We start from the raw sequence: 12,807 nt of genomic DNA, 5'->3' as shown, positions 1-12,807 counted from the left end.
TGTCAGAACCTGCACCAGGGCAAAACGCTCGAAGCGTGCTGTTCAATACCGAAACATGCTGTTCAATCCTTAATAGGACATGCCTCCAGTCGACGTCTTCTGTCAGGCCGGGCCGGTGACAGACACCGCCCGGCCTGACAGCTCCCCCCGATGGCCATCACCGACGCGGCCCAGGGTCGGCTGTTGGGCGGGGTGAGGGGTGGGCTGTTGGGTGGACAACGGTTGACCTCCCGAGCGTGCGGCGGCGTCTCACCTCTCATAGAGGGATTACAAAATCAGGCCGCCGATTGGAAAACGCCAGGCCAAAGGCCCTGCGATCAGCGCCGGCATGCGCCGGGACCTCGCGAGACGTCCGACCGTCACCCACCTCACCGGACCGGGCGGCTACCTCCCTCTACCTATAGAGGGGAAGCCCGGGTGGTCGAACTTTCCGTCTCGTGAGAAGAGAATCTTGACGGCAGCCGGCGTAGGCTCGCGACCATGGCCGGCGCTATAGGGGTCTACGCCCGGCGAGCAGCGACGGACGGGAACACGGGAATGACACCAGCAACCCGCAGCGGCAACCAGCCTCGCTGACAGGACCCCCGCCGTGCCCACCTTCCCCCCGCCGACCGCGACACCACAGGCCGGGCCGGAACCGGTACGACAACGGGCCGACCTGACGGTCCTCGGCCAGATCGAGACCCAAGCCCGCACACGGCTCACGCTGACCGTCCCGAGCAGCGTGATCGACCCGGACACACCACCGGCCCCGCTACCCATGATCGACTTTCGCCTGCACGTCATGCGCGCCGCCGGACACGTCCGAGACCGGGCATGGCGACACCTCGCCGAAGCGGCCCGCGCCCATCGCGGCGACTGGAACCTCTACGCCCTCGGCATCGCCTACCCGAAACTGCGCGCCCAAGCTAACAAGCTGACCGCGTACCGCGCCGCCGGCCCGGCCACCCAGGCACACTTCACCCTCGCCATCGAGTTCCTGTTCGCCCTACACCGCCTCGACCTGACCACACCGCAGGTCTTCCCCCGACTCATCGACGCCGCCTACACCCACGCCAGCGGACGCAAACGACAGCACCCACCACCTATGTACGACCTGGACGCGCTGCCCGACGACCGCATACCACGCTCCGAGCACGGCAACCCCGAACACGACACCGAGCTGCACCAGGCCAACCACGAGACCGTGCACGCCGTACTGGACCGCCTCACCACCCAGGCCAACACCAGCCCCGGCAGGCAGGCGATCAGCGACACACAGGCCACCCTGATCCGCCGCACCTACCTCGACGGCGAAACACTACGCACCGTCGCCGCCGAGCTGAACCTCAGCGAACCCAGCGCCTCCAAACAACGCAGCCGCGCCGCCACCACCGTCGCGAGACTCCTCGGACGGCACCACCTGGCCGAACCCACGTCCCACCGCCTCACGCTCTACTGCTCCGAGCAGAGATAGCCCCGCTTTGAGGTCAGTCCGGGGGGAGACTGCCGTTGGCGATCAGCGTCGCGCGGGTGGCGAAGGCCAACTCCATCTCGGTACGCAGGCGCTCCAGCGCCTCCCGCGCCTGCGGGTCGTCCTCGGAAATCCACATACAGTGATCATCTAGGTCATCCACGCACACCAACACCGGTCCGATGAACGGCTCGTACGGGACGACCAGGCTCCAGTCGTCCACACCACCTTCGAGACAGTGCACATACACGATCACGCCACCGCGCCCCTCGACACGACCGAACTCGCCGCCCAAGGCGATAACACGCGACGCATGGTCGAAGGCCGTGTGAGCGTCAATGGCCGAGGCCCAGCGGACCCGCATCGCGGTCGCCGCCACGAAGTCACCAAGCGCGCTACGCGAGGCGTCCGGGTTCGGATGAGCCAGGTCCCACGCCAACCGCTCCGCCAACCCCCGCCGACGCCGCTCAGCAGCCCGCCACCGGTCGACATCACCCATGATGGCCTCCGGCGGCCCGGCCGGCAGCAGCACACTCCACCCAGCCAGCTTGACACCCTCGGGGCCGACCACGCGACTCTGTGAGAGGACCACTTCATACCGGGGTTCTGCGTCTTTTCCTTGCACCGCAACGGGTTCGGGCGTGTCCGCACCGACCACCACGGCGACCACCCACCGCACTCACGCCGTTACGCGGAAAGGCTCACTGCCCTCCACGTAGACCTTGCAGCCCTGACCACCTGACCTCCAGAGGAGCGTCGGGATGCTACTCCCTTAGGCGCTTATTCGTGCCAGTGAAGGTAAGAGCCTCCTGCTCGCAACCACTTCGGGTCAATGGAAAGCCGACTGACTTCGCCTGGCTTCACTGCGATTACCGTAAGCGGAGGCTTCGATTGCTTCGCTCTCTCGAGTAGCGCCGTGTTGACAGCTTCCTTGACCTTGTCCCGAACCGATGCATTCGAAAGCAGGAATACGATGACCGATCGGAAGGGGCGACGAACCTTACCCTCCGCACTATCCTTCACCTTATCCTGACCCCGAAAGGCGACTTCTGCCTCAAACAGGGCAGCGCCTGCCGAGAATGCCTTTAAGCTCCTTACTCCGACAATCAGATTGGGGAGTAATTCATCGAATGAGGTGAATATGGCGTCGGCTTCCTCGTCTCCAAAGCGCACGCCGTGCGCAATCTCGACTTTACTGTACGGCATGGCCAAGCGCTCAAAGATCTGCTCTTCCGTTACAAAGAAATCAATGACACTCTTAACTCCCGGAGGGGTGTTCGACGGTATATGAAGAGAGTCCACCCAACCGCCGGAGGTGTTGCTCGCTACGATGCCCTTTCTCGCCTCAGGATCTCCGTGGTCTGTAGTGAGTTTTGCATCGGAGGGTGGGGGTCGATCGTCATTGCCTGCATGGAGCTTCTGCTCCACCGACATGACCTTCTGTTCGATTGGCATTTGGTGTGATCGAATATACGATGCGGCCTCCTGCGTGAGCTTGTGCTCCTCCGCGTTTATCCGTTTAATTTCGGCGCTTTCGCGGTCGTCTAGAATGCCCTGCCGATTGCGCCAGACTGCGGCTCCGCGCAACACGAGTCCCAAGCCTAGGAACAGAAGTACCGCTGATATCACTGGCCAAGCCTTGAGTAGCCAGAGAATTTGTTCTTCCTGAAGAACTAACGCCTTCCGCGATGCTGGGTCAAGCTTCACTAGGTCTTCGGTTTTGACTGTGAGAACCTTTTGGCTCTTCAACAAGAAGAGGGGAAGTGCTGTTGCGAGTCCCATCGAAAGCCCACCGACACTGACGAGAAACTTGTGGTACTCGGTGAACTGAAGGCTCGGCAGCACATCGGGCACGGTACCGAGCCGGTGCAATCCCTGGATCTTCCCGGCTGGCGGCGCGGTGCCAGCAGCCGGCAGGGCTGTGTCAGGCGTTGGCGAGTGGGTCGGGCTGGGGCAACATGCGTAGTTCTGCCGTCATGACGGCGTGCTGAGGTCCGGTAACCATGACCAACGAGGTGCCGACATGGCCTCCGCAGGCAGCCAGTGGCGCTCCGGTGGTCATGTCCTGGCAGGCGAGGTAGACCCACTTCGTTGCCTCGCTACCGCCCACGGAGAGTGTGCGGGTTCCTGTGGGCTCGGGCGGGTTGTTGGTGTCGAGCCGGTCGATGTACTGCGGCGGTGGCGGGCCACTGCCCCAGGGAGGCGCGCCTCGGCGTCCTGCCAGTGCGAGCTGGTAGTTGATCAATGTCGTCCACAGGTGGTGCGTTACAGAGGCGCCACCGGTGTCGTCGCGGAGTGTGGTGACATCGACGGTGGTGTCGTCGTCGAGTTCATGGCCGATGCGGACCTCGACAGGTCGTGGCCGGCCCAAGTCACGGGCCACACCGTGCACGTCGGCATTGGTGGTCTCGCTGTACCAACCGACCATGTGGGCGCGGTAGTGGGGGGCCTCCAGCATGGCGAACCGAACCCCGAGCCAGTCGTAGATCTCCTCTGGCGTGGGCGGTGTCGGCCCTCCGCTGGGGTCGTGCTGACCTGACTGTTCGGGGATGTGCGCCATGGTGGAGGCTCCCTCACCTGTCCGTGGTCTCGTGCCGCAGCCTACACGCTGCCGCGCCTCGGGTGATTACAGGTATGCGCTGGTGGAGGGGCCGTGGGAGTAGCAGATGGTGCCGTTGGCAAGAGTAGCGATGCTACCCAGGAGAACGTCGGCGTACGCGTAACCTGGTCCGCTGGAGGTGAACCCCTTGCTCTTCGCCCAGAAGTGCGTTGGCGTGGACGGGTCGTTCCAGGTCTTGGTGCTCGACCCGTAGTTGTCGATCACGCCGACAGCCCAGTTCGTGTAGATCGCGCCGGGCCAACTGGTGTTGATGGAGTAACCGGTGTAGATGGACGCGTAGTGCTTGCTCGTGTCGACAGCGTTGAAGTAGACGAATGAGCTTCCGCATTCACCGGGAACCGTGTCGAGCGTGGTGATCTCACCCTTCTTCACGGCGTACTCGACACCGTTGTCGTCGACGCGAACCTCGTAGCCGTTGGCCTTGGCGATCTTGTGGTTGACGCCAACACGCTTCATCGGCGTGACGATGTAGGTGGACGTCGGGTCGGGCTGCGTGGTGGTCGCGGCGGCATGGGCGGCGGCTGGCGACAGGCCAGCGACTATCGCCATACCGGCTACCACCACAGCAGCACGTAGACTTACTCGGAACCGCATAGGTCCTCCTTGTGAACAGGGGCAGGGCTTCGCGCGGATACGGTGGCTGCGGTGCCCAATCACCGCAGCCACCCGTGCGATCCGGGCATGACCTTGGTATCAGAGAATCGACAAGTTCTGCTGCCCCGGCTCCTGCTTCAACGACGGCAGGCGTGGCTGGCGTCGGCGATGGTCGTAGCTCAGAGTTAACATCACTCCAAGCCCCCACTCGCCCAGAGCAATAACTTCTTCACTCTACGTGACCGCCGGAAGCTCGCCGATCCGTTTCGTGATGCGGGTCACAATCAAGCCCTGCGGGGCACTGTAGAACGTGGACCCACCGTTCCAAGCCATCGCTTGCGCGCGGCAATGGCATGGAGAGTTGGTGCCGCCATCGCCGTACACCTCACTATCGAAGGTCTTCGGGTCACGGCAGGGTGGCAGCGTCCGTGCGCGAGAAGATGATGTCGCTCATGTCGGTGATCGGGTTGGTCAGTCGTCGGGGAACGGTGGGGTGGCGTCGGGCGTGTGGGTAGCTCGTGGCGGCGTAGTTGTTGTCGAGGCGGTAGGCGTGGAAGCCGGCTGCGGTGAGTGGGGCGGTGACGTCTGCGGTGGTCAGCCCTTGTTTGGCGAGTAGTCGTGGGGTGACTTCGATGATGAGTTCGGCCGAGGGGTGGAGTTGGTTGATGGCGGGGGTGAGTCCTCGGATGACGGCGGCTTCGGCTCCTTCGGCGTCGATCTTGATGATGCGGGCCTGCGCGAGTTCGTTTGTGGTGGTGAGGTCGGGTAGGGGTCTGGCCTCGGCTTGGAACGCGGCGACGGCCGAACCATCGGGCCGGACCTGTGTGGTGTTGCCGAGGTTGGCGGTGTCGGGTGTGTAGAAGGCGATTTGCTCGGAGGTGTCGGAGGCGGCGGCGCGGACGATGCGGATGTTGTCTAGCCGGTTGGCGTGTGCGGCGGTGGCGAGGGCTCGGGTGAAGGTTGGGGAGGGTTCGACGGCGACGACGCGACCGGTCGGGCCGACGAGGTGGGCGGCGAGGAGGCTGTAGTAGCCGATGTTCGCGCCGATGTCGATGACCGTGCCGCCTGGGGTGAGGCGTCGGCGTATCCAGGCGGTGAGGTGGGGTTCCCAGGTGCCGAACAGGTAGAGGTAGCGCTGGATGATGTCGGTGGTGGTGAGGGTCGGGAACGTGATGCCGTCGACGGTGCGGGCGGTGGCGGTGATCGGGTGGCGGGTTAGGTGGTCGTTGAGGCGGGCTGCGAGTGGGGCACCGCCGGGTCCGTGTCGGAGGTAGGCCCGGAGGGTGTTGACAACAAGAGGTTCCAACATTGACGCGGCTCCTGGGGTGTCGGGTGGGTGGCAGACTGTCACGGTGGTCGGGGCGAGTGACGGTGAAGGGGGCCCGATGGGCGAGCGGGTGCCGGTGGTGTTCTTCTTGGTGGGGTTGACCGGTTCGGGTAAGACCACATACGCGAAGCGGGTGTTGGAGCCGGTGGGGGCGGTGCGGCTGTCGGTGGACGAGGAGGTCTTCGCCCGGCATGGGCGGTACGGGGTCGACTATCCGGAGTACGAGTACTTCGAGCGGGAGGCGCCGGTCGTGGCCGAGGTGCGGGATCGGCTGGTGGGGCTGGTGGCCGAGGGGCGTGATGTGGTGCTCGATCACGGGTTGTGGCTTCGGGCCGATCGGGACGCGTGGAAGAAGCTGGTGGAGATGGTCGGCGGCCGGTGGCGGCTGCTGTATTTCCCGGTTCCCCGGGAGGAGTTGCTTCGCCGGCTTGCGGCCCGCAACGAGGAGGAGAACGCCAACGCGTTGACGGTGACCGAGAGCGCGCTTGATGACTTCTACGCCCGGTTCGACGTGCCGGACGGTGAGGGTGAAGAGGTCGTGCCGGTTGGTTCGTTCTGAGGCGGTGGCCGCCAGGTGTCGATGATGTGGGCCGCCTCTTGCGCCCACCAGGCGGGGAGCGCGTCGAGGGTCACCGGGCGCAACCGCAGGGTGGGTGAGTCGACGGCGACGTGTCCGCCGTGGCGGGCGAGGTGGTCGAGTAGGCGTCGGGATTCCCGTAGCAGGGCGGGGCTGCTGCTGCGCCACGTGCCGTCCGCGAGGTGGTTGACGCGCTGTTGGAGGTAGGTGTCGACCCCGTGACGCCACTTGAAGTGGTGGACCACGACAGGTGGCCGGTTCACTGGTCGATGGCCGGGGGCACGGTGGTTGCCGCTGGCGACCGGGACGGTGGAGTGTGCCAGGACGATCTTTCGCGGGTCACCGCGCAGGAGGTAGTGGGTGAGGAAACCGCCGAGCGGGTAGGCGGGGTCGACGCCCTGGTGTGGGGTCCACGGCCGGAGGTGGCCGTCTGCGGCGATCCGGTCGAGCATCAGTCCCCCGACCGTGCCGATGCCGGCGTGGGCCGCTTCGTGCAGCGTGTCGACCAGGCCGTTCGGGTAGGTGTGGAACTCGTCGGCGTCGGCGAGCAGGTGCCAGCCGGTGCCAGCGAGGGTGCGCAGTCTGTCGCGGAGGCGGGTGTTGGTGTGCTCGTGCCAGGGACCGACGTTGACCAGGGCGGGACTGATGTCGAGATCGCGGCAGGTGTCGAGCAGGTGGACCCGTTCATCGCTGCCGACATGGTCGGGGAAGTGGAAGGCGAGCAGGAACCGGTGCACGCCGTGGGCGCGGTAGTGCCCGACGAAGGCGGTGAGCAGGTCGGGTTCAACCGGCCCGATGACGGCGATCAGTGGCGGGGTCGGCATCGTGTCGACTCTTTTCGAGGTCGGTGGTCAGGTCGGTCCAGTACGCGAGCGTGGCCGCCGCGGTGGGCAGGCCGAGGTGTGCCGCCTCGCCCGGTTCGGGGCGAGGCAGCGGCCGGCGGGTCAGGTCGGTGATCGCTGCGGCGAGGTCGGCGGGGTCGGCGGTGCGGAACAGGCGCACCCACGGCCGGTTGTCGAGCAAACCGGTGGTGGCGGGGTCGTGGTCGGAGACCAGCAGCGGCACGCCGAGAACGGCGCAGTCAGCGATCAGGCCGCTCTCCTTGCCGACACCAGTTCGGCGGGCCACGATCGCGGCGTCGGCGGCGGCGTAGACGCGACGGACGTGCCAGCGAGGTGCCACCCCGGGAAGCGCGTGCACCCGGCCGTCCACGGCGGCAGCGAGGTCACGCAGTAACACCGGATCGACGGGACACCCGGCGACGAACACACAGACCGGACGGGGCAGCCGGGCCAGGGCCGCCGCGACGGTGGCGATGTCCTTGTGGGGCCACCACCCGCCGACCAGGGCAAGCGCCGTGTCATCGGGCTGGAGCCCGAAGTCGGCCCTGGCAGCGGTGCGCTCGGCATCGCTGATGCGCGGTTCGGCATCCGCGAGCGCGAACGGCCGGACTCCGACCGGCAGCCCGGGGAACAGGTGTGCCAGCCGTGCCCGGATCGCCTCGGTGGGGCACACCACGCGGACCTGGTTGAGGTTGGCGGACGCGAGCTGGCCGATGAGGCGTAACGCCCGGTCTTCGGTCGTGGGCACCTCGTGTACTACCCGGATATGGGCTCTGCCGGACAGCGCGGCGGCGAGACGGTGCAACGCGCCGCTGGCCGACAGCACCACCACAACCGGCCTGTCGGCCGGGACGCGACGGGTGCCCGCCCGCAGCGCCGCCGCTTCGTCCAGACATTGGGCGAGAGCACTCATCTGGTGTGGTAGCCGGCGGTGCCGCGCCAGCCGGCCCGTGAGCTGGCTGGCGCGACCGAGCAGCCGACTGGCCACCCACAACGAACGCTCGGCAGGTTCACGGCCGGCACGTCCGACGACGCGGGCTCCCGCGCGGTGCAGCGCGGCGCGGGCGGTCGGCTCGATACCACCGAGGGCGACGACCGTGCACGCGCGTCCCTCGGCGGCGCACTGCCGGGCCAGGCGGATAGCCGCCTGGAACCAGTGGCCGCCGACCGAGCCGGCCGCCGGTTCGATGAGCACCAACGGCCCGGCAGCGCTGTTCATCGGCTGGCGGCGTAGCGCCGGGCGAGCCACGCCGGGTCGTTGAGGTTCTGCCACATGCCGTCGTCCGGCGGCGTGTCGGCGGCGAACGCCACCCCGGCCCGCGCGCCCCTGCGCGCGTCCTCGGCGTACGCACCGGTGCCGGTGCGAGTCCACACCTCCAGGCGGGCCTGCGCTTCGGCGCTGGCGGTGCCGTACTCGCAGCCTCGGGCGAGCATCGCGCACTCCCGGAACCCGGCCCGCCAGGCGTGCCAGGCCGACTGGTTGAACCGGGTCCGGCCCGCGACGGTCGGGGTGAACTCGATCCTTCCCGGCAGGCCGGCAAGGACGTCAACAGCGTCGTCTCGCATGTCGCGCAGGGCCTGTCGGCGGCACAACTTGAGACCGCCGTGGCCGTAGACGAGACCGTTGACGGCGTTGACCGTGCGCCATACCCGCATCGCCACCCCCGCATCGAGAGGGCCTGCCTCCGAGGGGTTGTAGTCGGCCGCGACCTCGAAGTCAGCGTCAGCGATGAACAGGAAGTCGCCGTTGACCATCTCGGCGGTCAGTTGGTAGGCACGGCGCATTCCGTGGACGCCGTGTAGCCGCTTCACCCGACCGAACGTGTCGCTGAGTCGGGCGTAGAGCGCGTCTGCGAGCGGTTCGTCGTAGGAGAGGAACACCACGTCAAACGGCGAGGGGGGCGTCATCGGGTGATCGCCTTCACGTACGCGGTGGCCACGACATCGGGGGCCAGGCCGGCGGTCGAGCGGACCGCACGATCGGCGGCTGCGGCGGCGAAGCCGGGGTCCGTCACCAGACGCCGCACGATCGTCACGGCCTCGGCAGGGGTATCGAACGTCAACTCCGGGTCGCCGATTTCGTCCAGCCAGCCCAGCCGGCGGGTCAGCAGAGGCAAGCCCATGGAGAGGCAGTCGACCACGGACATCGACCAGATGGTGCCCGGTCGGAAGGGGGCGAACGCGAAGGTGGCTCCGGCGAGCAGCCGCCGGTAGCGCTGGCGCTCGACGGTATCGGCAACGATCTCGACGTTGTCCAGTGCACCGAGTTGAGCCAGGTAGCGCTCCGGGCTGTCGTCGAGTCGAATCCGGTCAGGGCGGCGCTGGCCGAGAAGGTCGGTGACCCGCAGCCGGGCACCGACACCCGCAGCGCTCATCTGCCGCGCCAACTCAAGGAACTCCCCGGTGCCGTAGTGCTCGTACAGGCGGTGGTTGTAGATGCCGACCGGCAGCCCTGGATCGGGCACCTCGCCTGCCCTGCGGACCAGGTTCGGGTCTGCCGGCGCAGGGACGATCCGCACACGGTCACCGAGGTCCAGGCCGAGCCGGGCTGCGGTTTCGGTCACCCAATTCTCGGCGGTGACCGAGTGCACCATCACCCGGTCGCAGGCCATCAGCCCGGCAAAGAACGACAGCAGCACGGGATGCCCGAGACCGGCGTCGTTCAGCGACGGGTCCAGGCGCAGGTGACCAGCCGGGTCGAGGTGGAACGGCAGATAGTGGCAGTAGCCGGCCAGCAGCGCGTCACTTCCGGCCTCCAACATCGCCGCCCGCACGCCGGGCGCGGCCTCGATCTGGTTGGCGACCACGACCTCCGGGCGCACGCGACGCAGCAACCCGGCGCACGCGTCGACATCGAAGGCGAACCGCGCCCGGTACTTCGTCGTGGGCGCGGACACCTCAATGAGAGCGGCCCGAGGATCGGAGACACCCACCGGCCCCGCGACAGTGAACCGAACGCCCTGGTCGAGCAATGCCGGCGCGAGGATGTCCGCGAACAGCAATCCCGAGTCAGCCGACAGTCGCCCCGGGTTGGTCACGTTGAGCAGGTACAACAGCGACAGTCGCGCCGGTGCCCCGGCGGGTCGCGGCATCTCATGCCCCGCAGTGCTCGTTGCATCGACGTGGTTTCTGAGCGGCGGTTGGGTGAGTACCGTCTGGCCAGGCATCATGCCCTCCTCAGATCAGGGGTGACGATATGAATAGGCGACCCGGCCGAAGGACGCTCATCACAAGAGCCCTGCACTGCGCGGGCCGTCGAAGCCCAAAGGTGTACCCTGATCGAGATCTGAACTGGCTCGGACTCTGAAAAACGTTTCATTCGCGGCGCGGTGACGGCCGGGGCTTCGTTTAGCTCCGGTACGCGCGCGAGATCGTGGTAGGGGCGGGCGTGTCTGCCGTAGAGGGGCTGTCGTTTGCGCCGGGTATGGGGGCGTCGGGATTGTCGAGGAGCAGTCGGAAGCGGGTTCTGGAGTCGGTGTCAGCGAGTCTGAGGGCCTGGTCCAGCGCTGACTGCTCCGGGAGCGCTGGGATGGCTTGGTGTTCCCATCCGGCTACCGTCGCCGCAGTCATGCCGAGGTGCTCGGCGAAGGCGCACACGCTCATCCGGAGCGCCTCGCGCAACGCGCGGACCTCCCGCCCGGTCCACCGGCCGATGACCGTCGGCCCGCGCCCGCACTCCCCTGGGCAGTCGGTCACTGGCGAAGTGAACGGGGGCGGTGGCGTCGCGGTCTTTTGGCGTTCCTGGTCGCGTGCGCGTTCTCTTTGTGCTTGGAAGCCCCGCACAAGCGCGTGGAGCTGGTCGGACATGGCCAGCAGGGTTCCGGATGCACCGAGAGCGGTGTCGGCGTTGTGCCAGAAGACGCGGGTGGTGTTGTCCCGACCGGCCTCGATGTTGGCGATATGGGTTCGGGAGTAGCAGACCAGTTTCCCTAGTTCGTCCTGCCTCAGCCCGGCGCTGACACGCCACTGAGCCAGATACCGGCCGAGCTCCCTACGTGCCCTGGTCAGCTGGTCAGGGGTGATCCCCCCTGACACGCCGGAACGGTGCGGCGCTGGAGGCAACTGCTGAGCCTTTCGCTCCTGCTGGCGGAGTTGGCTGGTCGCCATCACTACCGTGCCCATCGGTCAACGATCGAGTACGCCTGAGCGCCGTCCGCGACCGGTGCACCGGCGGCAGCCAGGCCACGGGTGGCCGGTTCGGTGCCGCAGGTATCGATCAGCACCTGGACCGGCCCGGCCACCACCGCGACGGAGCCAGACGACCCGTCATGGCAGACGACCGTGACCGCCTCACCGGGGATCGCCCTCACCTGAACTACCGCCACGCAAGCCAACTCGACCGGGAATCCACCGCCCACCGCGCCGGCAAGCGCGTCCTCTGGGGCTGCGGAGACGACCGGCGGCACCCCTGCGAGGAAACCGGTGGGTGCGGCATCGGAGGCCTCGGAGGGTGCCGCCAGCTCCACCTGGTTCACGTCAGGATCGTTGGCGTGTCCCTGGATGACGAAGAAGCCGAGTTCGGCATCCGTAGCCCTACCCAGCACCGCGCGCAACGCCATGCGGTAGTGCGCGGACGGCCATCGAGTCTGGCCTCTTTCCAGAGTGCCGATGTAGCGTGCGTGGATTGCGGACATGCGCCCCGCGTGCTCGTACAGGTACGCGTTGATCGCCTCGGCCAACTCCTGCCGCGACATCGGCCGACCCGATCCCGACGGGGACCGCAGCGCCAGCCGCGCCGCCCGGACTAGGTCGTTCGGTCCTGGTCGATACGCCACGATGTGAACCCGTTCCTGATCTCTACTCGTGCCGGCGGGAACAGGGGCGAGGCGAGTAAACGGTTGCGCGCCCCGCAGTGATGCCGCCACAACGGCCGACACCTCAACCCGCCGCTCGCGCCGACAACCAACCGAAGCCGCCTCGCCCGACACCCATCAACTCCGGACGCGTCGCACCGGGCTGCCGCCGAGGCAACCGAGCCGACAGCCGAAACACCTTGGCCGCCGCCTCATTGACGCGGCACGGGCCGAGCACCCTGCACTCCACACACAACCCGTCACCACTGGACACCGCGTGCCGGTCCAACATCGCCTGCGCTTGATCGAGCTGCTGACCGCCGTGATAGATCGTCGTCATGTCACGCGCCCCGACCCGATTGGGGATGCCCGACATGCTCGTGGACAAGATCGCTCGTAGTCGCGCCGCAACACGGGCACCACCGACTCTTGACCTTGAAAGACCACAGCCCGGCGAGATAGCCCACCACCAAAGCGGCGAGAACGGCTCCAAACAACATGGTGGGTCGTCCCTTCTCCGGGGCGCTGTTGATCGCGCCGGCAGTTCGGGTCAATTCGCCCGTTGAGTCGCACTTCGGACTTCCGCCTACGTCGCGGCACC

Annotated in this window: 14 protein-coding genes; 2 read left to right on the top strand and 12 right to left on the bottom strand. The window is 67.0% G+C overall.

The window, feature by feature from the left end:
• Positions 1 to 589: 589 nt before the first annotated feature.
• Positions 590 to 1,456, top strand: a complete 867-nt coding sequence (locus tag ACIG87_RS02720) for a hypothetical protein (RefSeq protein WP_396847485.1) — start codon at positions 590 to 592, stop codon at positions 1,454 to 1,456.
• A gap of 13 nt (positions 1,457 to 1,469) precedes the next feature.
• Here ACIG87_RS02720 and ACIG87_RS02715 read toward each other — a convergent pair whose 3' ends face one another.
• The 5 genes from ACIG87_RS02715 to ACIG87_RS02695 form a co-directional block, all read right to left on the bottom strand.
• On the bottom strand, positions 1,470 to 2,123 hold the full coding sequence (locus ACIG87_RS02715) for a hypothetical protein (protein ID WP_396847483.1): 654 nt from the start codon (positions 2,121 to 2,123) through the stop codon (positions 1,470 to 1,472).
• A gap of 110 nt (positions 2,124 to 2,233) precedes the next feature.
• The gene (locus ACIG87_RS02710) at positions 2,234 to 3,307 is read right to left on the bottom strand and encodes a hypothetical protein (RefSeq protein ID WP_396847481.1); all 1,074 of its coding nucleotides are present in this window, start codon (positions 3,305 to 3,307) and stop codon (positions 2,234 to 2,236) included.
• A 70-nt stretch (positions 3,308 to 3,377) separates the two neighbouring features.
• Positions 3,378 to 4,013 (bottom strand): hypothetical protein, encoded by a 636-nt coding sequence (locus tag ACIG87_RS02705; RefSeq protein WP_396847479.1) that lies wholly within the window; start codon positions 4,011 to 4,013, stop codon positions 3,378 to 3,380.
• Between the two features lie 66 nt (positions 4,014 to 4,079).
• Positions 4,080 to 4,622 (bottom strand): hypothetical protein, encoded by a 543-nt coding sequence (locus tag ACIG87_RS02700; RefSeq protein WP_396847477.1) that lies wholly within the window; start codon positions 4,620 to 4,622, stop codon positions 4,080 to 4,082.
• Positions 4,623 to 5,073: 451 nt separating this feature from the next.
• The gene (locus tag ACIG87_RS02695) at positions 5,074 to 5,976 is read right to left on the bottom strand and encodes an FkbM family methyltransferase (RefSeq protein ID WP_396847475.1); all 903 of its coding nucleotides are present in this window, start codon (positions 5,974 to 5,976) and stop codon (positions 5,074 to 5,076) included.
• A 76-nt stretch (positions 5,977 to 6,052) separates the two neighbouring features.
• On the opposite strand from ACIG87_RS02695, the gene ACIG87_RS02690 reads away from it, so the two are divergent.
• Positions 6,053 to 6,553: an AAA family ATPase gene (locus ACIG87_RS02690; protein ID WP_396847473.1), complete on the top strand. Its 501-nt coding sequence runs from the start codon at positions 6,053 to 6,055 to the stop codon at positions 6,551 to 6,553.
• On the opposite strand, the gene ACIG87_RS02685 is transcribed toward ACIG87_RS02690, so the two are convergent.
• The 7 genes from ACIG87_RS02685 to ACIG87_RS02655 form a co-directional block, all read right to left on the bottom strand.
• Positions 6,490 to 7,395, bottom strand: coding sequence for a glycosyltransferase family 2 protein (locus ACIG87_RS02685; protein WP_396847471.1), 906 nt, complete (start codon positions 7,393 to 7,395; stop codon positions 6,490 to 6,492). The two genes, ACIG87_RS02690 and ACIG87_RS02685, sit on opposite strands and share 64 nt — an antisense overlap.
• Complete coding sequence (locus ACIG87_RS02680; protein WP_396847469.1) at positions 7,355 to 8,632, bottom strand: hypothetical protein; 1,278 nt, start codon at positions 8,630 to 8,632, stop codon at positions 7,355 to 7,357. Before ACIG87_RS02680 ends, ACIG87_RS02685 begins: the two co-directional genes overlap by 41 nt.
• Positions 8,629 to 9,321: a hypothetical protein gene (locus ACIG87_RS02675; protein ID WP_396847467.1), complete on the bottom strand. Its 693-nt coding sequence runs from the start codon at positions 9,319 to 9,321 to the stop codon at positions 8,629 to 8,631. Before ACIG87_RS02675 ends, ACIG87_RS02680 begins: the two co-directional genes overlap by 4 nt.
• Entirely contained in the window at positions 9,318 to 10,505 is a 1,188-nt protein-coding gene (locus tag ACIG87_RS02670) for a hypothetical protein (RefSeq protein ID WP_396847465.1), read from the bottom strand. The genes ACIG87_RS02675 and ACIG87_RS02670 overlap by 4 nt, the downstream gene beginning before the upstream one ends.
• Positions 10,506 to 10,761: 256 nt before the next feature.
• Entirely contained in the window at positions 10,762 to 11,520 is a 759-nt protein-coding gene (locus ACIG87_RS02665; protein ID WP_396847602.1) for a helix-turn-helix domain-containing protein, read from the bottom strand.
• Between the two features lie 2 nt (positions 11,521 to 11,522).
• Positions 11,523 to 12,107 carry a hypothetical protein gene (locus ACIG87_RS02660; protein ID WP_396847463.1) on the bottom strand — a complete coding sequence of 195 codons (585 nt, stop codon included), beginning with the start codon at positions 12,105 to 12,107 and terminating at the stop codon, positions 11,523 to 11,525.
• Positions 12,108 to 12,291: 184 nt separating this feature from the next.
• Positions 12,292 to 12,546 (bottom strand): hypothetical protein, encoded by a 255-nt coding sequence (locus ACIG87_RS02655; protein ID WP_396847461.1) that lies wholly within the window; start codon positions 12,544 to 12,546, stop codon positions 12,292 to 12,294.
• Positions 12,547 to 12,807: the final 261 nt, after the last annotated feature.

This window comes from Micromonospora sp. NPDC051925 (genome assembly GCF_044548625.1).
In the GTDB taxonomy this organism is placed as follows: Bacteria; Actinomycetota; Actinomycetes; order Mycobacteriales; family Micromonosporaceae; genus Micromonospora.
The sequence above is the reverse complement of the archived record's forward strand: the minus strand, read 5'-3'. Positions and strand labels throughout refer to the sequence as shown.